Here is a 25247-nt window from a genome sequence, read left to right on the forward strand (position 1 = left end):
CCGGAGCCCGACGGCGGAACGCACCGGGGCTCGGCGGCGGAGCGGACCGGGGCGCGACGCCCAAACGGACCGGGGCCCGGGCGGTCACCGCCCGGGCCCCGCCCGCCAGGAGCTCAGGCCCCGGCCCGTTCAGAAGCTCAGGCCTCGCCAGGAGCCCGGCCCCCGCCGGAAGCCCTACTCCCGCCCGTTCAGAAGCTCAGGCCCTGCCAGGAGCCGGCCCCCGCCGGAAGCCCTGCCCCCGCCCGTTCAGGAGACGACCGCCGCCGTGGCGGTGCTCAGTGCCGTACCGCTGTGGTGGCCGGTGCGGTGGGCGGTCACCCGGACGGTGATCCGCGTCCCGCGCTGGGCCCTGGTGGGGACGAACGTGGACTTCGTCGCCCCCGTGATGACGCGCCCGTTGGCGTACCACTGGTAGGCGTACGACGTAGGGGCCGGCGTCCACGCGCCGCGGCCGGCGGTCAGGGTGCGGCCGACCTTGGCCGTACCGGAGACCTTCGGGAGGGTCGTGGCCTTCGGGGCGACGCCCCGGGCGACCACGACCGCCGCCGACCCGGCGGTGCCGCTCTGGTGTCCGGTGCGGTGCGCCGTGACGGTCACCGACAGCTTCTTGCCGAGGTCCGCCGCGGTCGGCACGTACGTGGCGGCACCGGCCCCCCTGATGCGGGCGCCGTCGATCCTCCACTGGTACGCGTACGACGTCGCCGCCGGCGACCACGTGCCCGGCCGGACGGACACCTGCGTGCCGACCCGCACCGTGCCGTACACCGACGGCGCGGCCGTGGCCCGCGGAGCCGCCCCCGGCGCGACCGTGACGGCGGCGGAGGTCGCGGCGGTGCTCAGGTTGCCCGCCCGGTGGGCGGTGACCGTCACGGAGAGCCGCTTGCCCACCAGGTCGGCCGGCACGGCGTAGGTGGCCGCGGTGGCGCCCGCGACGGCGACGCCGTCCGCCTTCCACTGGTACGTGTACGACGTCGGCGCGGGGCTCCACGCGCCCGGCTGCGCGCTCACCGTCGCACCGGCCTGCGCGGTGCCGGAGACCACCGGCGCGGCCGTGTTGGCCAGCGGCGGCTGCGGGGTGACGGTGAAGGCCCGCGAACCGAACTGCATGCCGCTCGCGTAGACGCTCAGGTACCAGGTCCCGGTCGGGACGCCGGCCAGGTCCAGGACGGCCGTCAGGGACCTCCGGTCGGGGGCGACGGTCACGCCGGTGGCCTCGACCCGGCGGTCGCCGGAGGCGATGACCACCCTGGTGGAGTCGGGCAGGGCGGAGCCCTTCACGGCGACGGCGACCTTGGTGCCGGTCACGCCGGTGTCCGGGGTGACCTCGGTGACCCCGACCTTCTCCGTGCCGCACCGCGACGGGCAGACGATCTGCGCCCGGTACGACGTCTGCGACGCCTTCTCGGGCAGGCCGAGCACGAACAGGCTCGGGGCGGTCTCCGTGGTGTACGACCCGGACAGGGCGCACGAGTGGTCGCCCGTGGACCGGGCGCTGCACCGCTGGGTGAGGGCCTTGTCGTACAGGGAGGGCACGGCGGTCTGCGCGGCGCCGGCCGTGTCGGAGACCTTCACGGTGAAGTAGTCGTGGTAGCTGGTGGGCAGTTCGGCGCAGATCGCGGTGTGCTGCTCGTCCAGGGTGCCGGTGATCGGCCCGTACCCGTAGGTGATGTTCGGGACCTTGACGCACTCCGGGGCGGGGCCGGCGGCCGTGGCGATGCGCTGCGCGTCGAAGCGGTACGAGTCGGCGGCCTTGAGGTTCGACGGCACGGCGAGGAGGACCTGGTACCGGTCCGCGCCGGTGACCGCGCAGGCGCGGTTGCGGAACGGGCACGTGGTGACGGAGCCGTCCGGACCGTGCGCCGCCACGTTGGTGGTGCCCAGCGGGTCGCGCACGTCGAGGTGGAGGGTGTCGGCGGCGTCGGCCGTGGTGACCTGGTGGCAGACGAGCGTCCCCGGCGCGCCGGGGACGCCGGCCGTGGACGGGCCCCCGACGGCGGTCGCCGGCGTGGGGACGCAGCCCTTGGCGGTGGCGGTGACGTCGCGGCGGGTCAGGGTGTACTCGGCGGTGGCGGTCGAGCCGGTGGCCAGGACCGTGTGGGCGAGGCCCGGGGTGAGGGCGCAGTGCGTCCAGGTGGTGCGGTGCGGCCAGACGGAGCAGACCTGCTTGCCCTTGGCGTCCAGGACCGTGAACTCGGCGTTGGCGGTGCCGGACACGGCCCGGAGCTGGATGTTCTCGCCGATGGAGTGGTCGTCCGCCGGGATGGTCAGGCAGTCGGAGAAGACGCCGCCGCCGGTGGCGAACCGGGCCGAGGCGGTGGTCGCGGTGAAGTCGCCGGCCGGGAAGACCCGGCAGCCGTCGCCCGTTCCGTCGGTGCGGTACAGCGCGAAGCGGTAGGAACCGGTCGGGTGGTTCTCGCTGTCGGTGGAGACCAGGACCTGGTGCGGGCCCGGGCCGGTGAGGGCGCAGGTCCCGGCGCGCAGGGAGTCACTGCTGCACCGGTGCTCGCCGTCGGCGTCGTAGACGGTGAGGTCGGCGCCGAAACTGGTGCCGCTGAGCGCGGTGAGCGCCGCCATGGTGGCGCCCTCGGGCAGCGGCAGGGTGAGGCAGTCGACCTCGCCCGGCACGCTCAGCGTGCCTTCGTGGACGCCGAGTTCGGTCGGGCGGCACCCGGCGGACGACGCGCGGTCGAGGATGAGCGTGGGCCGCTCGGTGAGGACCGTGTACTGGCCGGCGGTCGGCACGGTGCACAGCAGCCACGACTCGCAGACGGTCCGGCCGGCGCTGTCGTACACGGCCAGGCGGGTACGGGAGGTCCCGTCCGTCTCGTACACGTCGTAGCGGCCGGACGGCGAGGCCGTGAACAGCTTGCAGGAGGCCGCGGGCTCCACGCTGGTCGGGGCCGAGCCGTACGCGTTCACCGGGACGGTCGCGCAACCGGCCGGGTCGGAGAGCCTGCGGACCTTCAGCGTGTACGCGGCGGGGAAACCGGCCTCCGCCGAGCCGACCCGGACGTACACCCGGTAGGGGCCGTCACCGGGCAGGACGCAGCCGGTGCTGCCGTCGTCGTAGCGCGGCGGGCAGATCCGGGCCCCGCTCTCATCGGTGATCCACTTCTCGGTGGAGGTGTAGTGGGCGCCCGCCTCCACGAGGAGCCGCTCGCCCGCCTTCGCCGAGACGCGGTGGCAGAGGATCGCGAACGCGTCGGGCGCGGAACCGGTCACCACCGGCGAGTCCCAGGAGGTGGGGATCTCGTCGGCGCACGGCCCGTCGACGGCGAGCGGGACGGCCACGACGGATTCCCGCACCTCGGTCACGGTGTCGTTCAGCACCTCGATCCGGTACGTGCCGGTCCGGGGCAGGTCGCACCAGCCGTGGCTGTACCAGGCGGGGTCGTAGCACTCCAGGCGCTGGTCGCCGTCGAAGACGGAGACGTACACCTGCGTCAGCTCCCGCGACATGACCCGGTGCATGCCGGGCCGCTCGACGTCGACCGTGAGGCAGGCGGTGCCCCCGGCGGGGATCGTCACGTCGGCCCGGGCTTCCCCGGTGCCCCCCAGCGGCGCCGTGGCCAGCGGGGTGCAGTCCCCGGCCGCGCCTGACTCGGCCGATTCGCTCGACTTGCCCGACGTGGCCGGTGCCGCCGACGTGGCCGGTGCGGCCGACTCGGCTGCCCAGGCCGTCCCGGTCGGCAGGAACAGCGAGACCAGCACGGCCAGGGCGGCCAGCAGCGCGGTGGCCTGCGGCACGGATCTTCGGGTCGCTCGCGCGCGGTGAATCACGGGGTCTCCCCATTGGGTACATGACACGTCCCCAACATGACGGTCCACGCGGACCTTTGGTTGTACGCGGACGGCGGTACGCGCGGCACGGGCACCGCAGCGCGGCCTTCGAGGGGGACGAGGTGGCTCGCGCCGGTCGAGGAGGCCCGGGCGGCTTGCGCCGAACGCCCACGGCTCGCGGCCCATGGCCCGCGGCTGTCCGGCGTCGTCGGCGCGGCCGGCGCCGGGGACGAGCGCTCCTCACCGGAGGCGCGGTGCGCGCCTTTCCGCGCATTCGTGGTCACGGCCACGGCCACGATCGCGACCGTGTTCACGCTCACGTTCGCGTTCGCGGAAGCGGAGCGATTCATTTCCGAATGGGACGCAGATCATTTCCGGGGTGGAAAGATCCATTCCAGTCCGGGGTGGTGCCGCCGCCGATCCCCGCCCCGCACGCCCCATTCACTTGAACCCGTCATTTATCCACTTGAACTTGTTACTTCCCCCTTCTCCCTCACGCAGACTGGCGTCCGCGCGAAGAACACCAGAAGGAAACCTCCGGCCGTTTGTCGATGTGAGGACGCGATGACGCCATTGAATGCAATGACGGCACCACTGGTGGACGCAGAAACCCTGGTGAAAACGGACCGCTCCCGATTGATCCATCCGCATCTGGGCGGTGACACCACCGAGCGAATCGTCATGGTGGAGGGTTCCGGGTGCCGCCTGCGCGACGCGCACGGCCGCGAGTACCTGGACGCCACCGGCGGTCTCCTGCTCGCGCACGTCGGGCACGGACGGCGTGATCTGGCCGAGGTCGCGGCCGGGCAGATGGCGAAGCTGGAGTATTTCAGCAGCTTCCACGAGTTCACCAACGAACCCTCGATCAGGCTGGCCGACCGCCTCATCGACCTGGCCCCCTCCCCGATGGAGCGGGTGTACTTCACGAGCGGCGGCGGGGAAGCGGTCGACGCCGCGCTGCGGATGGCCCGGCTCTACCACCACCGGCGCGGCGAGCCGGAGCGGACGTGGATCCTCTCCCGTCACTTCGGATACCACGGAATCTCGTACGGCGGCGCCGCGGCGACCGGAATGCCCATGTTCCACCAGGGCTTCGGCCCCATGCTGCCCGACGTCCGGCACCTGACGCCGCCGATGCCCTTCCACCCGGAGATGTACGGCGGCGAGGACCCCACCGAATTCTGCCTGCGCGAACTGCGGGAGACGATCGAGGAGATCGGCGCGGAGCGGATCGCGGTCATGATCGGCGAGCCGATCCTCGGCGTGGCCGGCGTGATCGAACCGCCGAGCGACTACTGGCCGCGGGTCCGCGAACTGCTGGCGTCCCACGGGATCCTCCTCATCCTCGACGAGGTCATCACGGCGTTCGGCAGGACCGGGCACTGGTTCGCCGCCGGGCGGATGGGCGTCACGCCCGACTTCATCGTCACCGCCAAGGGACTGACCTCGGGCTACTTCCCGATGGGCGCGCTCCTGGTGGCCGACCACGTGGTCGACGTCGTCACCCGCGACGAGGGGGTCATCGGCGGGTACACCTACAGCGGTCACGCGACGGGCTGCGCGGTGGCGCTGGCCAACCTCGACATCATGGAGCGGGAGAACCTGCTCACGGCCGCCGTCGAGGTCGGCGACCACCTCGGCGCCCGGCTGCGCGAGCTGGAAGAACTGCCCTTCGTGGGGGAGGTGCGGCAGATCGGCCTCATGATCGGCATCGAGCTGACCCAGGACCCGGACACCGGGGAGCCGCTGTCGGCCGGCTGGGTGCCGCCGCTGGTCCGGGAGCGCAGCGGAGTCATCGTCCGCAACAACCCGAACACCGTCCTGGTGAGCCCGCCGCTGGTGATGAGCTGCGGCGAAGCGGACCGGGTGGCCGCGGCGGTGACCGACGTCCTCACCGAGTACGCGACCGGGCGGGGGAGGAGGAAGGCCGCGCCGGCACCGGACCCGTCGGTGCTCGACCGGCCGTGGGAGCAGCCGCCCTCGATGCCGGAACTCCTCGCCGCCACGATGGAGTGGCACTTCAACCCGAAGACCGGCTCCCGGTTCTGGCTGGAGCGGGCCAAGAGCCTGGACTTCGACCCGCGCAAGGACATCCGCACCGAAGCCGACCTGGCGATGTTCCCGAACGTCGTCGACGAGCTGCGCGACGTCCGCGTGGAGGACCTCGTCCCCCGGGGGTACGGGGACGAACCGATTCCGCTGGACGTCTTCGAGAGCGGCGGGACGACCGGTGCGCCCAAGCGCATCGCCTGGCTCCCCGACCTCCACGAGCGGCTGAACGCGTGGCACTCGGGGGTCCTGGACGCCCGCGGCGTCCCCCGCGGGGTGAACTGGCTGACGATCGGCCCGAGCGGACCGCACATGTTCGCTCCCATGAGCCGGGCGCTGGCGCACCGCCGGGGCGGCGTCCCGTTCACCCTGGACCTCGATCCGCGCTGGGCCAAGAAGTGCGCCGCGGAGGGGAGGACCGAGGACACGAAGAGGTACCTCGAACACGTCCTCGACCAGGTCGGGGAGATCCTGCGGAGCCAGGACGTCGGGGTCGTCTTCACCACGCCGCCGCTCCTGGAGGCGCTGGCCGGCGACGAGGAGCTGGCCGAGCTCGTCAACCGGAAGGTCCACACCCTCATCTGGGGCGGCGCCTCGATGAGCGTCGACACCCGCGGCCTGCTCCGCACGGAGGTGTTCCCCGGGACGCGGCTGCTCGGCTTCTACGGGAGCACCATGGTCGGCGGCGGCATGTACGAGCGGGCGGGGCTCGCCGAGGACGAGCCGTCCACCTTCGACCCGCCGTACCCCTTCATCAGCATGAGGGTCGTCGACCCGGACACCGGGGAGACCGTGCCCTACGGCGAACGCGGCCAGGTGGTCATGAACCACCTCAGCCGCAGCATGCTGATCCCCAACAACCTCGAACGGGACACCGCGATCCGCCGGCCCGGCGCCGAGGGCTTCGGCGGCGACGCGGTCGCCGACATCAAGCCGGTCCCGACGTTCGGCGGCACCACCGTCGTCGAGGGGGTGTACTGACGATGCCCGGTTCCCCGGCGCCGATCCACCTCGACGCCCTCGGGCCCAACGGGCCCTACCGGGCGCAGGCGAGGGAAGTCGTCACCGACGTCACCGGTCGGCCGGTCGCGGAGCTGAGCACGGTGCCGCGGCTGTACGTGCGGCGCGGCCTGGCGGCGTTGCGGCGGGCGGAGACGCCGCCGCTGGACGAGCGGGTGGCGGCCCTGGCCGAGGCGGGCCGGCTGTTCGCCACCGCCACCCTCGGCGGGATGTCCGTCGAACGGTACGAGCACGCCGTCGCCCGGGTGAGCGGCCTGCCGATCCCGATCGTGCGGGAGGCCACGAGGAACACCGCGACGGGCCTGGCCGGCGCGTACGGCTTCGCCCACCAGGCCCGGCCGCGCGGCAGCCGGGACCCGTCGAACGGCGCCGGCACCGCGGTGTGGATCCGGCGCGCAGACGTGCTCGCCGTCCTCACCGCCGGCAACCACCCCGGGATCCACGTGCAGTGGGCGGAGGCGCTGGCACTTGGCTATCGCGTCGCGGTACGGCCCTCGCGCCGCGAGCCGCTGAGCGCGCACCGGCTGGTCACCGCCCTGCACGAGGCCGGGTTCGGCGGGGACCAGGTCGCCCTCATGCCCACCGACCACGGCACCGCCGACGAACTGGTCGGGGGCGCCGACCTGGCCATGGTCTACGGCGACGACGTGGTGGACAAGTACCGGGCCAGTACGACCGTGCTGACGCACGGACCGGGACGGGCCAAGATCCTGATCACCTCCGACACCGACTTCACCCGGCACCTCGACACGATCGTCGACTCGATCGGCCAACAGGCCGGAGCCGGGTGCGTGAACGCGACGGCCGTCTTCGTCGAAGGGGATCCGGCGCCGGTGGCCGAGGCCGTCGCCGACCGGCTGGCCGGCCTGCCCTCGCTGCCACCGGAGTCCGACCGGGCGGTGCTGCCGGTCCGGCGGCTGGACGCCGCCCGGCTCCTGGAGAAGTACGTGCACGCCGAGGCCGCCGGGGCCAGGGCGTGGCTCGGCGGCGACGGCCTCGCCGCCGAGCTCGGCGACGGCTCCGCGGCACTGCGCCCGGCGGTGTTCCAACTGGACCGCGCCGACGCGCCGCAGGCACGCCTGGAGATGCCGTTCCCCTGCGTGTGGGTCGCGCCGTGGAGCCGCGCCGACGGCCTGGCCCCGCTGCGCGACACGATCGTGCTCACCGCGCTCACGTCCGACCGGGACCTGGTCGGGCGCCTCCTCGACGAGCCGACGATCCGCAACCTCCACGTCGGGGACCACCCGACCCACGTGCTGGTCCCCGGCCTGCCGAACGACGGCTACCTCGGTGAGTTCCTCATGCGCAGCAAGACGTTCACGCACACGGCCCCGGCACCCCTGGCGGCTCCGGCACCTCCGGCGGTCCCGGCGGCGGTGTCGTAGCGGGGGCGTGGCGAGAACAGTCGGGGAGCCCTCGTACCGCCGTGGGGTACCTGCCGCGCCGGGAGACCGGCCGTGGCGGGGGACCTGCCGCGCCGGGGGCCGCCCACGGCCGGGGGAGCCGCCCACGAGACGGCCCCCCGGAGCCACGGGGCACCACGGACACGGGCCCCTCCCGCCCACCGGACGGGAGGGGCCCGGTCGACCGGGCACCGCCACGGGGCGGGCCACGGCCGGACGCCGGCCGCTATCGATGCCGGACGCCGTACGCCGCTATCGACGCCGTACGCCGTCGTCGACGCCGTACGCCGTCGTCGACGCCGTACGCCGTCGTCGACGCCGTACATCGTCGTCGACGTCGGACGGGGACGTCAGGCGGAGCGGGGCACGATGTTCACCGCCCGGTAGGCGTACCCGTCCTGCTTGAATCCGGGAGCCTCCCACTGGAGTTGCACCCGCTGTCCCGGCGACAGCGTGCGGAACCCCTCCGCCTGGATGTGGGAGTAGTGGCCCCAGCACCCGCCGGGGGTCTCGGGGGAGTCGAGGACGCCCCACCCTTCCTCGTCGTGCCACTCGCGGACAGTCGCAGTCACCATGGACGGAACCTTACGGGTTCCACCTGCGCCGACGGATCGGGAGCCCCGGCCGGGAAATCACCGCTCCCTGCCCCGCTCCCACCCCTCCGAACAGGGAGGACACGCGCACGGCGAAGTCCGTGGCCCCGTACCGCACCCGACGTCCACCGCTCTTCCCCGGCCGGGTGCGCGAGGGCTGCGCCGCGCCCGCTCGAAGCGGCCCGGCCCGTACGGCTCGTGGAGCCCGTGGTGGTGCCGTCCGCCTGCTCGCCCCGCCCCACTCCGGCCCTACAACCAAGCGGGCTCCTCGCGAGTCTTGATCGCCGGTGGTCACCACCTGTCGCCGACGATCAGAACCGAAGGAACGCATGAACCGACCCAGAGGTACGACGGCCGCCACCGCCGGCGCCGTCGTACTCGCCACCGCGGGCGGCCTGCTCGCCGCGGCCCCCTCCGCCTCCGCCGCCGTGACCTGCGCGTCCCCCGTCTTCAAGCGGACGTTCTACGCGAACACCACCTTCTCCGGGACGCCCAAGGCCACGGACTGCGACTCCGCGATCGACGAGAACTGGGGCACGGGCGCGCCCCGCTTCAAGGGCATGCCCGCCAACAACTTCGGCGTCCGCTGGGCCGTCACCCGCGACTTCGGCTCCGGCGGGCCGTTCACCTTCACCGCCTCCTCCCGCGACGGCATCCGCGTGTACCTCGACGGCGTCCGCAAGGTCGACCTGTGGAAGGACGTCGGCACCACCGTCTCCAGGACCGTCAACCTGACCATCCCGTCGGGCAGGCACAGCCTCCGCGTCGACTTCGTCAACTGGACCGGCTCCGCCAACGTCAAGTTCTCCTACGCCCCGCGCACGTCGGCGACCGTCGACAAGGTCAAGCCGCTGTCCCCGACCGGGTTCACCGCCTCCTACAGCACCGCGACCACGTCCACGAAGGTCAGTTGGGCGAAGAACAAGGAGATGGACCTCGCCGGTTACCGCGTCTACCGGCGCGTGCAGGGCGCCTCCTTCCCCGCGAAGCCGCTGGCGACCACGACGTCCACCTCGTACACCGACACGACCGTCCCGAAGGACGGCAACGTGTACCACTACGAGGTCCGCGCCCACGACAAGGCCGGCAACGCCTCCCCGGGCACCGTCGACCTCGCCGTCACCACGGTCGACCGCACCGCCCCCGCCGCCCCCAAGGGCATCGAGGACAACTGGAGCATGGACTACCCGGACGAGATCACCCTCTACTGGGACGGCAACACGGAGGCCGACCTCGCCGGCTACCGCGTCTACCGCTCGACGTCCTCCCCGGTCACCCTCACCGCCGAGAACCGGATGACCGGCGACACGCTGTCGCCCGGCGGCTACACCGGGCCCCTGCCGCAGACCGGCGACGTGTACTACTACGTCGTCACCGCCGTCGACAGGCACGGCAACGAGTCCCCGCCCTCGGGCACGGCGATGTACTACACCCGCGACCTGATCGGCCCGGTGGACACCGCCCTCAACGCGAGGGCCTCGGAGAGCGAGGCGGGCGTCACCCTGACCTGGGACGCCTCGGAGCGGACCAGTGACGACTTCGCGGGCTACTCGGTCTTCCGGTCGCTCAAGCCGCGCGGCTCCCGGGCCACGACGGTGGAGGTCGGCAAGGGGCTGAAGGGCACCTCCTTCACCGACGCGGCCCCGCCGCCCGGCGCCACGTACTACTACTGGGTGATCGCCCTGGACCACGAGCGCAACGGCGGCACCCCCTCCCAGGAACTCGCCGTCACCGTCGCCGGCAACACGACCGCCCCCGCCGCGGTCACCGGCCTGACCGCCACCCCGAAGGAGAACGGCGTCACCCTCTCCTGGGACCCGAGCGGCGATGCCGGTCTCGACCACTACCTCGTGCTGCGCGGCACCCTGGTCGACGGGAAGTGGTCGTACGTCCCGATGACGCACCCCGCGGACTTCAAGCCCTGGGAGATCGAGGAGGTGACGTTCCACGACGGCGTTCCCGCCGACGGGCAGCAGGTCCGCTACGGCGTCGTCGCCGTCGACCAGTACGGCAACCGGCTCACCCCGGACACCGGTGCGTCCACCGCCGAGGTCACCGAGCTGGACCTCCGCCCCACCGCCCCGCCCACGACCGGCTCACCGCTGGGCCACCTCGGCGTCGACCGGAGCGGCTGGCTCCACTGGTGGCTGTCCAGCGACACGAACGAGAACGGCAGCAAGGTCTCCGCCTTCAACATCCGCCGCTGGAACCCGCAGACCCGGACGTTCGAGCTGATCGGCACCGAACCCAGGGGCGACAGCGCCAGCGGCTGGAACTGGTCCGACCGCAGCCTCCCGGCCGCCACCACGGTGTACTACCGCGTCTCCGCCCTCTACGAGGACGGCACCGAGTCGGGCGCGGCCGAGGCCGTCACCGCGACCTACTGAGCGCGGGCGGGCTGAGCACACCCGCGCGGGCGGGCCGAGCGCGGCCGTGTCGAGCGCGGTCGCGCCCGGTGCGGTCGCGTGGGCGGGGTCTCCCCGAAGGGGACTGGGATTCGCCTTCCGGTCCCCTTCGCCCTGCCACCGGCGTTCCACGCCGAACTCCCCGAACGGCGAGCGACGAACAGGGGCCGGGGAAGGTCCGGGAGAGGCCCGAGGGGCGGCCCGGGGAAGACCCCGAGGAGGCCGGGGGAAGACCCGGGGGAGGCCCGAGGGGAGATCCGGGAGAGGTCCGGGGAAGACCCAGGGGGCCCAAGGGGGATCCCAGGGGGACGGCCCCCCGCCTCGGCGGCTCCGAGGGCGCGTCCGTCAGTCGAGGCAGAACTCGTTGCCCTCGACGTCCTGCATCACGATGCAGGCGTCGTGGCCGTCGTACAGCAGGCGCACGCGTACCGCACCGAGCGCGACCAGCCGTGTGCACTCGGCTTCGAGCGCGGCCAGGCGCTCCTCACCCACGAGCCCGGTGCCGACCCGCACGTCGAGGTGCAGCCGGTTCTTGACGACCTTGCCTTCGGGAACGCGCTGGAAGTACAGCCGCGGACCCACGCCCGAGGGGTCGGTGCAGGCGAACCACGAACCCCGTTCCTCAGGGGGCTGGGACTGGTCGTACTCGTCCCACGTGGCGAACCCCTTCGGCGGGGGCGCGTCGTACCCCAGCACCTCGCACCAGAAGCGAGCGACGCGCTCGGGATCCGCGCAGTCGAAGGTGACCTGAAACTGCTTGATCGAGGACATCGACGCACCATAGCAGGGGGGATTCGCCGTACAACTCCCGGCGACGGCCCCTGCGTTGCCGAGAAGAAGGCCCCCGCGGACCGTACGGTCCCGATGCGATGCGATGCGATGCGCGCGCCGGCCGCGACCACGGCGAAGGGCACCCGTAGGCCGGCGCCCGTAGGCCGGTGCCCGTCGGCCCGTGTGCGAAGGCCGGCCCGGACGCCCGCGTCCCCGCCGCCGAAGCGCCCGTCGCACGCCCGGCGGCCCGGCCCGCCGTCCACCGGCGTTTCGCTCCAAGCCACTGATCGCCTACGACCACAGGACACCGGGCCACATCGGAACCACTCGTCCTGCCCGTCCTCGACGGGCATCCTGCCCGCACGACTCCCCACCGTCCGCGCGTAGGACACGGGCACGGGGTGCGCCGCAAACGCGGAAGGCCCTCCCGTCCGCCGGACGAAAGAGCCTCTGAGAAGGTGCTTGCCCGTGCCCCGGCAGGATTCGGACCTGCAGCACCCGCCGCAGGAGCGCGGCCCGAGCCCCCTCCGGTCACGGCCGCCGACTGGCGCGACGACCGGACGGAGACGCCGGCGCACGCCCCCGCCCGGCGTCGTCGACGTCAGCCGTGGAGGTCAGAAGCCTGCTGACCCGCGACTCCGTAGCTCTGGGGCTAGAGGGGAGAACAGCGGCGGAGACACGGAGGGCCCGTGGCCCGCTGCCGGATCCCCCGCGACCGAGGGGAACCGACAGCCTCGGGTCACGCCGCGCTCATGCCTGAGACGTGTCCTTGCTCGTCCTCGTACACGTCGGCCTCGTCCTCCCCGAAGTCCGGGGCCTGGAAGGGGTTCGTCGCCGGAGGCGGCGACACTGCGGCAGAGCGGCGGGACGCCCCTTCCAGGGCGGAGAACAGCGAAGTCGAGTCGATGAGAGGTCTCCCTTTTCAGTCCAGGCCCTTGAAGGGGCCCGGCGTTCCTTGGTCGGACACGGAGGTCCTTACAGCTTGGCCATCTTGGCGTACGGGCTCAAGATCCGCTCTTTCGTCGAGCCGAAATCCACGAGGACCGCGACCTCGTCCTCGACGCCGATCACCCGGCCGAGGCCGTACATGTCGTGCGTCACCTGGTCGCCCACGGCGAAGTGCCGGGGAGCCGGTGTGGCCCGGGCCTTGAAGGGGCTGGTGGGCAAGTGACGCTTCGGTGCAGCAGGCTTTGTCATCGTTCCCAGTATGAGGCCGCGGGTGCCCCCTTGGCTGCGGCCGTCCACGTCGGATTCGACACAGCCCCGGACGGCAGCATCCGCTCCAGGAGAGGCGCCGGGGCGTCGTGCCGGTGGCCTACGGCTTCGACACCTGGTGAGAGGGTCCGGAAGCCGATCGCAGGACACCCTCGCCGCCCGTGGTCGACCTTCGCGTCGGGCACGCTTGTGGTACGAGCCTCAGCCGGCGACGGTCAGCCACGACGACGGACCTGCCGACCGACCCCAGCACATCTCGTTCCTGGTGGCGGGCACGCGAAGGCGGATCCCGCCAAGGAGGCCCGATGCCCGGGACTGTTCCTCTCGCCCACCAGGCCCAGAAGGTCTGCGAGGCCGAGCACGGCCATGCCCGGCACACGTACGAGCGGCGCAAGGAGAGCTGATGAATCACAGCACGTGGAGGACGCGCCGGACCCGGCAGCTCGCGGGTGAGGCGGTGGAGTACGACCAGGAGTACGTCGACGCGCGGCTGGCCGGCGACCTCGGGCAGGCGGTCTACAACCGTCGGATCGAGCTCGGCCTGTCCCAGGCGGAACTGGCGGAGCGGGCCGGGATGACTCAGCCCCAGGTCTCCCGGATGGAAGGCGGCGACACCGTACCGACTCTCCCGCTGCTACGGCGCTTGGCCAAAGCCCTGGAAGGCACGCTGAACCTGACCATCGACGAAGGCGACTCACACGTCACCTTCACCCCACACGCCGCCTGAGCCCCTGGCGGGCGAGCCGCCGCCCATGAACCCCGAAGGGCACCTACGAGAGTCCGCAGGTGCCCTTTTCCCTGTGCCCCCGGCAGGATTCGAACCTGCGACACCCGCTTTAGGAGAGCGGTGCTCTATCCCCTGAGCTACGGAGGCGGGGTGGTCCCAGACAGGGTAGCGGATCGGGGGCGGGGGTGGCGGTGAGGGGCTACCGGGGGCCGCGGAAGATGCCGGACGGGTCGTACGCGGACCTCAGGGCGGTCAGGCGACGCAGGGTCTCCGGGGTGTGTCGGCCGGTGGGGAGGTCGGTGGCGCGTCGCTCGCCGTAGACGAAGTTCAGGGACCTGCCCAGGGTCCACGGGGCGACCGCCTCGTCGAGGCGGGCGTGGGCGGCGCGGACCGCTCGCAGGCCGGGGCCCTCCGGGGAGGACAGGACGCGCAGGATGTAGCGGGCGTCGCGGAAGGAGACCGCGTTCGGGACCTCGGGGGGACGCGACAGGGCGCCGCCGAGGTGGCGCAGGTCGACGACGCACGGGACGGGGGCGTCCCGCCCGGCCAGTTCCCGGACCGCCGTCAGGATCCGCGGGTCCAGTTCGCTCAGCAGGACGCCGTCGCCGTCGTACGCGTGGGGGAAGTCCGGCTCCCGGTAGATCGAGCCCGAGGCGCTGTACGGCAGTTCGCCCAGGTGTTCCAGGAGGGCGGGCGCCAGGTTCCGCCACGGGCGCACGAGGTCCGGGCCCGCCGCCAGGTCCGTCGTGGCGAAGCGGACGTGCACCACGTGCCTGCCGCGCAGCGGCTCCGGGAGGGCCGGGAGCGGCGGGTAGTCGACCATGCCGAGGGACGAGGTCATCGTGTCCGGCACCTCCGCCGTCCACGCGCGGAAGAAGTCGAGCACCGCCTCGACGTGCTCGTAGGCGAAGAAGATCCCGCCGCCGTAGACGCGCTCGACCGGCTGGAGGGCGATTTCCAGGGCGGTCACCACTCCGAAGCCGTCCCGGCCGCCGCGCAGCGCCCAGAACAGGTCGGGGTCGCTTCCGGCCGTCACGTGGCGCGGTTCGCCGTCCGCGGTGACGACGTCCACCGCCCGTACGTGGTCGGCGGCGTACCCGAACTCGCGGGCCAGCAGGCCCAGCCCGCCCGCCAGCGCGTAGCCGACGACGCCCACGTGCCCCGCCGATCCGCTGGGCGGGGCGAGGCCGTACGGTTCGGCCGCCGCGACCACCTGCTCCCAGCGCACGCCCGCCTCCATCCGCGCCGACCGGGACACGGGGTCCACCGCCACGCCCCGCATCCGCCGCGTCGACACGAGCAGGCCGCCCTCGTTCCGTACGGTCACGCCGTGGCCGGTGGAGTGGACGGCGACCGCCAGGCCGCGCGCCGCGGCGAAGCGCACCGCCGCCAGCACGTCCGCGGCCGTCTCCGCGCCGACGATCACCGACGGGGCGTGGCGGTACCCGGTCTGGAAACCGCTCAGTTCCTCCTCGTAGCCCTCCTGGCCCGGGAGAAGGACGGGGCCCGCCACCTCGTCCGTCAGCTGGCGGAGCCGGCCGTGCGCGTCGTGGTCGATCGTCATCGTGGAGTCCTCGCGGTCTTCGCGGTCTTCGTGGTCCGCGGCCCTCGTGGTGCTTGCGGGGCGGTCGTCGCTTGCGCGTCCCATCCTGGGCGCGGGCGGGGCCGGAGGTCCAAGACCTGAGGGTGATGGCTGCGAGAAGCGGCGGTTATCCGTCGCCCGTTCCCGCTGTGGTTCCCGCTGCCGGCAGCACGGTCCTGGCGTGCGCGACGAACGCACGGGCCGCCGGGCCGGCCGGGCCGTCCGACCGCCACGCGAGCGCCATGCGGCCGCGGAACCGCGGGGAGGTGACCGTGACGGCGTGGAGCTCCCCGGCGAGGGCGGCGGCGAGCGACGCGGGCACGACGGCCGGGCCGAGGCCGCGGGCCGCGAGCCGGGCGAGCACGTGCGGGTCGCTCGCCTCGAACGCGACGCGCGGCGCGAACCCGGCGTCGGCGCACGCCTGGTCGAGGCACGCCCGCATGCCCGTGCCGCGCGGCAGGCTGACCAGTGGCCGCTCGCGCAGCGCCTCGACGGGCACGGCGGGGCGGCCGGCCAGCGGGTCACCGGGACGGACGACGACGACCAGCGACTCGTCGGTGATGACGTGGAGGCCGACGCCCGGCGGGGTCACGGTCGTCAGGGCGACGACCGCCGCGTCGAGCACGCCGCGGTGGAGGTCCTCCAGGAGCCGGTCGGTGTTGTCCTCGGCCAGGGTGATCTCCACGGCCGGGTGGTCCTCGTGGAAGGACGCGAGCAGTTCGGGCAGGTCGACCGACGAGCAGGAGCGGACCATCCCCACGGACACCCGGCCACGCAGCAACCCGGTGAACTCGTCCACGGCCAGCCGCATCCCGGTGACCCCGGCGAGCGCCCTGCGCGCGTGGGCCAGGACCTCGGCGCCCACCTCGGTGAGGCGCACGGTACGCCCCGACCGGTCCAGCAGTTGCTCCCCGAGCTCCTGCTCCAGGCGCCGGATCTGCGCGCTCACACCGGGCTGCGCCACGTACAGCCGCGCGGCGGCCCTGGTGAAGCTCCCCTCCTCGGCCACGGCGACGAAGTACTCCAACTGGCGCAGCTCCATGGCCGTCGAGGCTAGCAACGCCGCCGGTCGCGCCGGGCCGCCCCCGGCCCTGTGTCCCCGGCCCCGGTCCCGTACGCCTTCCGTACCCGCACGGCCTCCCGCGCGGTCCTCCGGAGGCCGCACCGGCCCCGGACACTCGTGCCGCCTCCCGGCGCCGGCGCCGCCCATCGGGCCTGCGCCGTCTCCTGGACCCGCACCGCCTCCCGGACCCGAGCCGCCTCCCGTGCCCGCACCGCCTCCCGTGCCCGCACCGTCTCAGTGGCGGGTCACCCGTACCCGGTACGCGCCGTTCCGTTCCCGGGACAGGATCGTCACCCGCACTCCGGCCGCCTCGTCGTGGAACGTCTCGCCGGGGCCGTACGGCGCGTCGGACAGTTCGGCGTGCACGTTCGGGCGGCGGGTGCAGCCGCCGCTGTCGCGGTCGCCGTCCTCGATGGTCACGGGGCCCTGGCCCGTGTCCACGTCGGCCCGCACCCGGTAGATCAGCACGCCCGGATCGCACACCGCCTCGTCGTTGCCCTCGCGGGTGCGGACCTCCAGCACGTACCCGGCCAGCTCGCCCAGCGGGACGACCGCCAGTTTCACGCCGCGCCCCGCCCGGGCCAGCGGCGTCAGCGTGTACTCGCGGGTGCCGCGCTTCGACGCGCAGCGCACCTGGTGGCCGTCGAGCCAGCCCAGCTTCCACTTGTGCCAGCCCAGCAGGTCGTTGTTGGCGCCCCAGTCCTCGGACATGATGTCCCAGTGGCCGACCGCCGCCCCGCCCTCGGCGGTGTACAGGTCGGGCAGGCCGAAGACGTGGCCGTTCTCGTGCGGCAGCACGCGGTAGCCGGTCTCGTGGAAGGAGCCGGAGCCGTCGTCCTGGCGGCTGTACACGAACGACGTGTTGGCCAGCGTCACCCCGTCCGCGCTGGGCGCCTCGCCGTTCCCGGAGAACGTGACGGACAGGACCGTGTCCAGGGCCGACGGGCCCGCGTTCGGCGTGACCAGGATGTTGACCAGGTCGTACGTGCTGAAGTCGACGTGTTCGTCGGCCGCCTCGACGATGTGCTCGACCAGTTTCCGGTACCCCGGCTCGTACGGCGCGCCGCGGTCGATGCCGTACGCGGGGAACGGCAGCGGCATCCGCAGCCAGGCCGGCACGGGCGCGTACGGGACGTACCGCAGCCGCCCGTACGAGCTGACGCGGAACCAGTCGGTGGTCTGCGGGAAGAACTCCGCGAACCGGTGCATCGCCGGGCCCTCGCCGGGCGCGTCCGGGAAGTCGATCATCAGGTTGAGGGCGCGGACCACACCGGTGGAGCGGGCGTAACCGGGCGGGGTGGGGATGCCCTCGGACATCTGCACGCCGGTCTCCGCCCGTATGCGGCACGCGGCGAGGTTCCCGGCGTCGGCGGCCTCCGCGAGCGCCCGCGCGTCCGGGTCGGAGGCACCCGCCCCCGTGGCGCCGGGGGCGGGGGAGTGGAGCGTGGAGCTCGCCGTGGCGAGGGCGGCCACGGCGAGGGCCGTGACGGTTCCGATCGCGGCCGTCCTGCGTATTCGCCTTCTCCGGCTGGTCGGCTGCTGCATGCCCACAGCCTGTTCCGGGTGGTGCGGGGGCGCTCGCCGGGTGGCCCGATCGTGGGAACGCGCCGGGAGGGTGACGCAGGTCACGTGGGGGTGGGAAATAAGCGGGGACGATCTCCCCGTTTGCAAGGGTGCCGCCGGTAAGCGGGGAGGGTTTCCCCGGTTGACGGCGGCTCCATCCGAACGGAGTGAGGAGCGCAGCCGTGACCGCCACGACCACCGCGGGTACCGCCGTCCGGGCGACGTGCGCGGCGCCCGGTGCGCCCGACGGGTCCGCGGCGGCCACCGGGTGCGGGGCCGGCGCGCGCCGCGCCGCCCGGCCCCGGGCGGACGCGCTGCGCAACCGGGAGCGGATCGTCGCGGCCGCGCGGGAGACGTTCGTCGAGTCCGGGGCGGAGGCCGCGCTCGACGAGATCGCCCGCCGCGCCGGCGTCGGCAACGCCACGCTGTACCGGCACTTCCCGGATCGCGCGGCCCTCGTCCACGAGGTCGTCGTCTGCGTCATGGCCCGCGTCACGGAGAGCGCCGAGCGGGCCGCCGCCCAGGAGGCCGACCCGTTCGCCGGGGTACGGCGCTTCGCGCACGAGGCGGCCGACGAGCGGATCGGCGCCCTGTGCCCGATGCTCTCCGGCACCTTCGACCCCGACGAGCCCGGCATCGCCGCCGCGCGCGACCGGATGGAGGGCGCCGTGCAGGGGCTGTTCGAGCGGGCCCAGGCGGCGGGGCGACTGCGCCCCGACGTCGCCGTGGGGGACCTGCTGGTCGCCCTGTCGCAGCTCACCCGGCCGCTGCCGGGCACCGCGTGTCCGGTCAACGACCAGTTCGTCCACCGTCATCTCCAGCTCCTGCTCGACGGCTTGGAGGCCCCCGGCCGCTCCGAGCTGCCCGGCGCCCCGGCGACCCTGGAGGGCCTCCGGCAGCAGAGCCGCCCCTGACCCCCACCGGCCGCCGCCCCGACGCGGGGCCCTGACGCGAGGCCCCGGCGCGCGACCCCCCGGCACCACCGGGTCCGGGGCCGCGCCCCCGCTCCGGTGCCGGCCGCCGCCGGCCCCCCAACCCACCGACCGCCTGCCGTCCGCTGTTTGCCGTCCGCCGTACGGCATCCCTTCGCCTTTCTGACCTCCACTTTTCGTTCCCTCGTACTTTTCTGACGACCCATTAGGTGGCTACGCCCATGTCGAAAACGCCCGAAGCAGCCGGAGTGCTGCCCGATCCGAACCGCTGGAAAGCGCTCGTCTTCATCGCCCTGGCCCAGCTCATGGTGGTCCTCGACGCGACCATCGTGAACATCGCGCTGCCCTCCGCCCAGCAGGACCTGGGCATCTCGGACGGCAACCGCCAGTGGGTCATCACCGCGTACGCCCTCGCCTTCGGCGGGCTGCTGCTGTTCGGCGGGCGGATAGCCGACCTGTGGGGCCGCAAGCGGACGTTCACCGTCGGCCTGCTCGGCTTCGCCGCCGCGTCCGCGCTGGGCGGTGCCGCGACCGGTGAGGCGATGCTGCTCGGCTCCCGTGCCCTGCAGGGCGTGTTCGGCGCGCTCCTGGCGCCCGCCGCGCTCTCCCTGCTCGCCGTGACGTTCACCGAGGGCCGCGAGCGCGCCAAGGCGTTCGGCATCTACGGCGCCATCGCGGGCGGCGGCGGCGCGGTCGGCCTGATCCTGGGCGGCCTCCTCACCGAGTACCTGGACTGGCGCTGGACGTTCTACGTCAACATCCCGTTCGCGATCGTCGCCGCGGCCGGCGCGTACTTCGTGATCCGCGAGCCCGCCGGCGGCCGGAACCGCTCGCCGCTCGACCTCCCCGGCGTCGTCCTGTCCACGCTGGGCCTGGTCGCGCTCGTGTACGGCTTCACGCGCGCGGAGTCGGAGGGCTGGACCGAGGCCGGGACGCTGGGGGTCTTCGTCGCCTCCGCGGTGCTGCTGGCCTCGTTCGTCGCCGTCGAGTCGCGGGTGAAGCACCCGCTGCTGCCGCTGCGCGTGATGACCGAGCGCAACCGCGGCGGCGTCTACCTCTCCCTGGGACTCGCGGTCATCGCGATGTTCGGCCTGTTCCTCTTCCTCACCTACTACCTCCAGGTGGTGAAGGGCTACTCGCCGCTGAAGACCGGCTTCGCGTTCCTGCCGATGGTCGTCGGCATGATCACCGGTTCCACCCAGATCGGCACGCGGCTGATGACCCGCGTCCCGCCGCGGCTGCTGATGGGCCCCGGCTTCCTGACGGCCGCCGTCGGCATGCTGCTGCTGACCCGGCTGGAGATCGACACCTCGTACGCGGGCCTGATCCTGCCCGCGCAGCTCCTGCTCGGCCTGGGCATGGGCACGGCGTTCATGCCGGCGATGTCCCTGTCGACGCACGGCGTCCAGCCGCGTGACGCGGGGGTGGCCTCCGCGATGGTGAACACCTCGCAGCAGGTCGGCGGCGCCATCGGCACGGCCCTGCTCAACACGATCGCCGCCTCCGCGACCACCGCGTACCTCACCGCCCACGCGGCGTCGGCCACCTCGCCGCAGGCGCAGCGGCTGGTGCGGCTGGAGGCCATGGTGGAGGGCTACACGTCGGCCATCTGGTGGGCGGTCGGCATCCTCGTCGTCGCCGCCTCGATCGCGCTGACGCTGGTCAACACCGGCCGGCCGGACCTCGCCCCGCGCGGCACGGCGAAGGACGGCGCGCCCGGCGACGAGGTCCAGGTGCCGGTCCTGGCCCACTGAGCCCGAACCGCCCCCCGGCGGCCCCTGCCCTGGTCCCGCGCCCTCAGCGGAGCCAGGGCAGGTCCGCGTTCGGGTCCGACGGCTCCAGCGCCTCGGCCACCACGCGCATGATCGCGCCGAGCTGGTCGACCTGCTCGGGCGTGAGCCGGTCGAACATCGCCTGCCGCACGGCCTCGACGTGGCCGGGCGCGCTGCGGCGCAGCACCTCGAAGCCCTCGTCCGTCAGGTACGCGTTCTGGCCGCGCTTGTCGGAGGGGCAGTCCTCGCGGCGCACCCAGCCGTTCTTCTCCAGGCGTGCCACGGCGTGGGAGAGCCGGGAGCGGGTGATCTTCGCGCCCTTCGCCAGCTCCGTCATCCGCATCCGGCGGCGGGGCGCCTGGGAGAGCTGGACGAGCAGCCCGTAGTAGACGTGCGGCATCCCGGCGTCGCGCTGGAGCTGCCGGTCGAGGTGGTCCTCCAGGAGCGTGGTGGCGTGGACGTACGACCGCCAGACGCGCTGCTCGCGGTCGGACAGCCAGCGCGGCTCCGCCTGGGCGCCCGGCGCCGTCCCGGACGCGCCATCCTCATTGATGGATGCGGTGTTCATGCATCCACTCTACTTCTCGTTGAAGTTTCAAGTAGAGGGCGCTACCGTGGGATCATACGAGCTTGAAACTTCAAGCATTTGGCTCTCGCGATGCGAAGGGGACCCGCCATGACCGACACCGCCGCGCGGATGCCCGCCCTCTACCTCTCCCACGGCGCCCCGCCGCTCGCCGACGACCCTGTCTGGCCCGGCCAGCTCGCCGCGTGGGCCGCCGTCCTGCCCCGGCCGACCGCGATCCTCGTCGTCTCCGCCCACTGGGAGGAGGCCCCGCTCGCCCTCGGCGCCACCGGGACCGTGCCGCTCGTGTACGACTTCTGGGGCTTCCCCGAGCACTACTACCGCGTCCGGTACCCGGCCCCCGGCGCACCGGCGCTCGCCGAGTCGGTCCGCAAGCTGCTGCGCGCCCCCGGTACGCCCGTGCAGGACATCCCCGACCGGGGCCTCGACCACGGCGCGTACGTGCCGCTCGTCGAGATGTTCCCGAACGCCGACGTCCCCGTCCTCCAGGTGTCCCTCCCGACCCTCGACCCGGCCCGGCTGATGGAGCTGGGCCGCAGGCTGGCACCACTGCGCGACGAGGGCGTGCTCATCGTCGGCAGCGGCTTCTTCACCCACAACCTCGCCGCGCTGCGGCAGGGCGGCGTCCCCGCCTGGTCGGCCGAGTTCGACGACTGGGGCCGCCGCGCCCTGGCCGAGCGGGACGTGGACGCCCTGCTGGACTTCGCGCACGCGTCCCCGGCCGGGCGGCTCGCCCACCCGCGCACGGAGCACTTCGCGCCGCTGTTCGTGACCCTCGGCGCCGCGGACGCGGCGGGCGACCTGGACACGGGCCGCAGCGTGATCGACGGGTTCTGGATGGGACTGGCCAAGCGGTCCGTGCAGTTCGGCTGAGGTCCGGTCGGTTGGGGCTCGGTTGGTTGAGGTCCGGTCGGTCGGGGCTCGGTCTGCTGAGGTTTGGTTGGTTGGGGTTTGATTGGTTGGGGTTCGGTCGGTCAGGGCCCGGTCGGTTGGGCTCAGTCGAACTCCGGGGCGATCAGCTCGACCGACCGCAGGGCGGCGGCCAGGGCGACCGGGCCGCCCACGTCGAGCGCGGTGTCGGCGAACTTGATGGTGTGGTCGCCGCCGTGGAGGGCGGCCCGCTCGAAGACCTCCTCCGCCGTCGGGACGGCCGCCGTCCCCCGTGGCGCGGGCGCCGCCGGCGCGTACGCGGCCGTGACCGCCGCGCTCGCCGCCCACGCCGCGCCGACGCTGGGCGCCCACAGCTCCCGGGGCAGGGCCGGCAGGGCGCGCAGCACGGCGTTGGGCGCGGTCGCGGCGTGGACCAGCATGACCGGCTCGCCGTGCGCGTGCGTGGCGTACCGGTGGGTGGCGGCGGCGACGAGCTCGGTGAGGCGCTCGCGCGCGGTGTCCGGGTCGCCGGGCGCGGTGCCCCACTGCGGCAGGGCGGTGAGCTGCGCCAGCCGGTGCCGGATGCCCCCGGCCTGGTCCGGAACGGCCGGTACGGCGTCCAGGGCGGCGGCCGCGGTGGGCGCCGGGGCCAGGGTGGTGAGCGGCGGCAGGGGCTGGTGGCGGGCGGCCCAGTAGCCGAGGGCGTGCGCGAGTTCGGTGACGCGCGGGGCGGTCTCCTCGGTGGTGAGCAGGGTCCGTACGGCGTGGCCGACGCGGATCACCGGGTGCGTGGCCCCGCCCGCGATGCCGGGCAGCAGGCGCGGCCACCACTCGGCGAGGACCTCGCGCCACGGCCGCTCGGCGGTCTCCCGCTCGAAGTACCCGGCCCAGTCCGCGATCCTGGCCGGGTCGCCCAGCGCCTCGCGCCAGTTCTCCCGCGTCACGCGCGCGGAGGGGGCCGGCATGTCCTCCAGCCGGGTCCGGTACGCGTCGAGCCAGCGGTGCACGCGCGGCGCCTGGCCGCGCCGTACGAGCGCCTCGACCGCCATCGGCGCGTGGTTGCTGAGCCATCCCTGCCGCTCGGGGCCGGAGGCGTGCAGCCGCTCCAGCGCCTCGTCGAGGACGCCGGTGGTGTCGGGGGCGCCGGGCGTGCCGGCCGTGCCGGGAGCGCCGGTGGTACCGGCGGAGTCGGGGAGCGGGGTCTTCCTGCTGGTGGTGTCCTCCATGCCCGGACCCTAGGCGGGCGCCGTCCCCCGGCGGAACGGGCGGCGGACCTAGTCCCGGGGCCCGAGCGGCCTCCCCCGCGGTCCTGGTCCCGTACGAGGCGATCCGGGTACGAGGCGATCTGGATACGAGACGATCCGAATACGAGGCGATCCCGGCCGGAAGGTTCCGGGCACCCGTGTCGTTGTTCCGGGCAACCGGGACGCGGCGACCGCCGTCTTCCCGGTCGGAGGGCGACCGGTTCCCGGCAAGGGCGCCGGCCGGGGGTGGCCGGGGCGAGGCCGTCCGGGGAGGGCGCTGTACCACATGTGACGGCCGTCTCACACGGGGGGTCCGTACGGTTCCACGCGAGTCGGCGGACCGGCCTCCGTCCCCGCTCCGACCTGCGCTTCTGCCCGGTCGACCGCCGGGTGTCCCGCCTCCCGGGCGGCACAGGGTACTGCATGATCGGCGAAATCGATGGGCGGCATGGGAATTCTGTCCCGATTCCAGTCGTTGTTTCCGTCGGATGCAGGGCACCCGGAAGGGTGTCGCGACCTACTCAGTAAGGGAGCTCGCATGGCAACCCGTGCCGTCGCCCGTCCGGAGACCGCCACCACCGGGACCGATCGGGCCAACAGCGTTCGCGCCGTGGGCGGGGAGATCGCCGACCGCGACCTGGTCGGCATGTACCTCGACGAGATCGCGCGCACGCCGCTGCTCGACGCCGCCAAGGAGGTCGAGCTGTCCCAGATCATCGAAGCGGGCGTGTACGCCCAGCAGATCCTGGACGGCGAGGTGGAGACCGAGGCCGGTGGCGCGACCCGGGAGGAGCTGGAGCGCCTGGTCGCCGAGGGCGAGCGCGCGAAGGACGTCTTCATCCGCTCCAACCTGCGTCTGGTGGTCGCCGTGGCCCGGCGCTACCCGCGCAGCGGGCTGCCCCTGCTGGACCTGATCCAGGAGGGCAACGCCGGCCTGGTGCGCGCCGTGGAGAAGTTCGACTACACGAAGGGCTTCAAGTTCTCGACGTACGCGACGTGGTGGATCCGCCAGGCCATCACGCGGTCCATCGCGGACCAGTCGCGCACGATCCGGCTCCCCGTCCACCTCGTGGAGGAGCTGGGCCGCATCCGCCGCGTGCAGCGCGAGTTCAACCGCGAGCACGGCCGTGAGCCGGAGCCCACCGAGATCGCCGCGGAGCTCGACTCCACCCCGGAGCGGATCTCCGACGTGCTCGACTGGGCCCGCGACCCGGTGTCGCTGAACATGCCGGTGGACGACGCCGGGGAGACCCAGTTCGGCGACCTGCTGGAGGACACGTCGGCGGTGTCGCCGGAGCAGTCGGTGCTCACGCTGCTGCGCAGCGAGGAGCTGGAGGACCTGATCGGCCGCCTCGACCACCGCACGGCGTCCATCATCCGCATGCGGTACGGCATCGAGGACGGCCGTGAGCGGACGCTCACGGAGGTCGGCAAGGAACACGGCCTGACCCGCGAGCGCATTCGTCAGATCGAGAAGCACGCCCTGCTGGAGCTGAAGCGCATGGCCCGCGACACGGGCTTCGACGCGGCGGCGTGACCCTGTGCCCCGATGACCCGGTGGTCCACGACCCGGTGACCCGGTGATCCCCCAGACCCGCCGTCCCGCCCGGATCCCCCCAGGGACGGGACGGCGGCCGGACCCGCAGCCCCCCGCCTCCCCCCCCGGCGAGGG

17 protein-coding genes and 1 tRNA gene are annotated in these 25247 nt (G+C 73.5%); 8 read left to right on the forward strand and 10 right to left on the reverse strand.

The genetic code is table 11. From position 1 onward, the window contains the following. Positions 1-246: 246 nt before the first annotated feature. Positions 247-3780, reverse strand: a complete 3534-nt coding sequence (locus RND61_RS25125) for a hypothetical protein (protein ID WP_391654095.1) — start codon at positions 3778-3780, stop codon at positions 247-249. A 636-nt stretch (positions 3781-4416) separates the two neighbouring features. Between RND61_RS25125 and RND61_RS25130 the strand changes: the two genes are divergently transcribed. Next, a complete protein-coding gene (locus RND61_RS25130) occupies positions 4417-6810 on the forward strand; it encodes an aminotransferase class III-fold pyridoxal phosphate-dependent enzyme (RefSeq protein ID WP_315880364.1) in 2394 nt (797 codons plus the stop codon). Between the two features lie 2 nt (positions 6811-6812). Further along, positions 6813-8234, forward strand: coding sequence for an aldehyde dehydrogenase family protein (locus RND61_RS25135; RefSeq protein ID WP_315880365.1), 1422 nt, complete (start codon positions 6813-6815; stop codon positions 8232-8234). Between the two features lie 368 nt (positions 8235-8602). On the opposite strand, the gene RND61_RS25140 is transcribed toward RND61_RS25135, so the two are convergent. Then, a complete protein-coding gene (locus RND61_RS25140) occupies positions 8603-8827 on the reverse strand; it encodes a cold-shock protein (RefSeq protein WP_315880366.1) in 225 nt (74 codons plus the stop codon). Positions 8828-9174: 347 nt separating this feature from the next. On the opposite strand from RND61_RS25140, the gene RND61_RS25145 reads away from it, so the two are divergent. Further along, positions 9175-11232 carry a PA14 domain-containing protein gene (locus RND61_RS25145; protein WP_315880367.1) on the forward strand — a complete coding sequence of 686 codons (2058 nt, stop codon included), beginning with the start codon at positions 9175-9177 and terminating at the stop codon, positions 11230-11232. Between the two features lie 363 nt (positions 11233-11595). Here the strand turns inward: RND61_RS25145 and RND61_RS25150 are convergent, their stop codons facing one another. Further along, positions 11596-12021: a VOC family protein gene (locus tag RND61_RS25150; protein ID WP_315880368.1), complete on the reverse strand. Its 426-nt coding sequence runs from the start codon at positions 12019-12021 to the stop codon at positions 11596-11598. Positions 12022-12996: 975 nt separating this feature from the next. Continuing rightward, positions 12997-13218, reverse strand: a complete 222-nt coding sequence (locus tag RND61_RS25155) for a hypothetical protein (RefSeq protein ID WP_315880369.1) — start codon at positions 13216-13218, stop codon at positions 12997-12999. 421 nt (positions 13219-13639) lie between these two features. On the opposite strand from RND61_RS25155, the gene RND61_RS25160 reads away from it, so the two are divergent. After that, positions 13640-13963, forward strand: coding sequence for a helix-turn-helix domain-containing protein (locus RND61_RS25160; protein ID WP_315880370.1), 324 nt, complete (start codon positions 13640-13642; stop codon positions 13961-13963). A 74-nt stretch (positions 13964-14037) separates the two neighbouring features. Here the strand turns inward: RND61_RS25160 and RND61_RS25165 are convergent. The 4 genes from RND61_RS25165 to RND61_RS25180 form a co-directional block, all read right to left on the reverse strand. Then, positions 14038-14110 (reverse strand) — tRNA-Arg (locus RND61_RS25165). A 52-nt stretch (positions 14111-14162) separates the two neighbouring features. Further along, a complete protein-coding gene (locus RND61_RS25170; protein ID WP_315880371.1) occupies positions 14163-15527 on the reverse strand; it encodes an FAD-binding oxidoreductase in 1365 nt (454 codons plus the stop codon). Between the two features lie 145 nt (positions 15528-15672). After that, entirely contained in the window at positions 15673-16587 is a 915-nt protein-coding gene (locus RND61_RS25175) for a LysR family transcriptional regulator (RefSeq protein ID WP_315880372.1), read from the reverse strand. A 255-nt stretch (positions 16588-16842) separates the two neighbouring features. Next, positions 16843-18153, reverse strand: a complete 1311-nt coding sequence (locus RND61_RS25180; RefSeq protein WP_315880373.1) for a M6 family metalloprotease domain-containing protein — start codon at positions 18151-18153, stop codon at positions 16843-16845. Positions 18154-18353: 200 nt separating this feature from the next. Here RND61_RS25180 and RND61_RS25185 point away from each other — a divergent pair, with 200 nt between their 5' ends. After that, on the forward strand, positions 18354-19085 hold the full coding sequence (locus RND61_RS25185) for a TetR/AcrR family transcriptional regulator (protein WP_391654100.1): 732 nt from the start codon (positions 18354-18356) through the stop codon (positions 19083-19085). Between the two features lie 239 nt (positions 19086-19324). Further along, on the forward strand, positions 19325-20857 hold the full coding sequence (locus RND61_RS25190; RefSeq protein ID WP_315880374.1) for an MFS transporter: 1533 nt from the start codon (positions 19325-19327) through the stop codon (positions 20855-20857). Between the two features lie 43 nt (positions 20858-20900). Here RND61_RS25190 and RND61_RS25195 read toward each other — a convergent pair whose 3' ends face one another. Next, complete coding sequence (locus tag RND61_RS25195; protein WP_315880375.1) at positions 20901-21443, reverse strand: MarR family winged helix-turn-helix transcriptional regulator; 543 nt, start codon at positions 21441-21443, stop codon at positions 20901-20903. Between the two features lie 108 nt (positions 21444-21551). Here RND61_RS25195 and RND61_RS25200 point away from each other — a divergent pair, with 108 nt between their 5' ends. Then, positions 21552-22334 carry a dioxygenase family protein gene (locus RND61_RS25200; protein WP_315880376.1) on the forward strand — a complete coding sequence of 261 codons (783 nt, stop codon included), beginning with the start codon at positions 21552-21554 and terminating at the stop codon, positions 22332-22334. Between the two features lie 122 nt (positions 22335-22456). Here the strand turns inward: RND61_RS25200 and RND61_RS25205 are convergent, their stop codons facing one another. Further along, positions 22457-23557, reverse strand: a complete 1101-nt coding sequence (locus RND61_RS25205; protein ID WP_315880377.1) for a questin oxidase family protein — start codon at positions 23555-23557, stop codon at positions 22457-22459. 556 nt (positions 23558-24113) lie between these two features. Between RND61_RS25205 and RND61_RS25210 the strand changes: the two genes are divergently transcribed. Further along, positions 24114-25112, forward strand: coding sequence for a sigma-70 family RNA polymerase sigma factor (locus RND61_RS25210; RefSeq protein ID WP_315880378.1), 999 nt, complete (start codon positions 24114-24116; stop codon positions 25110-25112). Positions 25113-25247: the final 135 nt, after the last annotated feature.

The organism is Streptomyces tamarix, from assembly GCF_032423885.1.
In the GTDB taxonomy this organism is placed as follows: Bacteria; Actinomycetota; Actinomycetes; order Streptomycetales; family Streptomycetaceae; genus Streptomyces; species Streptomyces tamarix.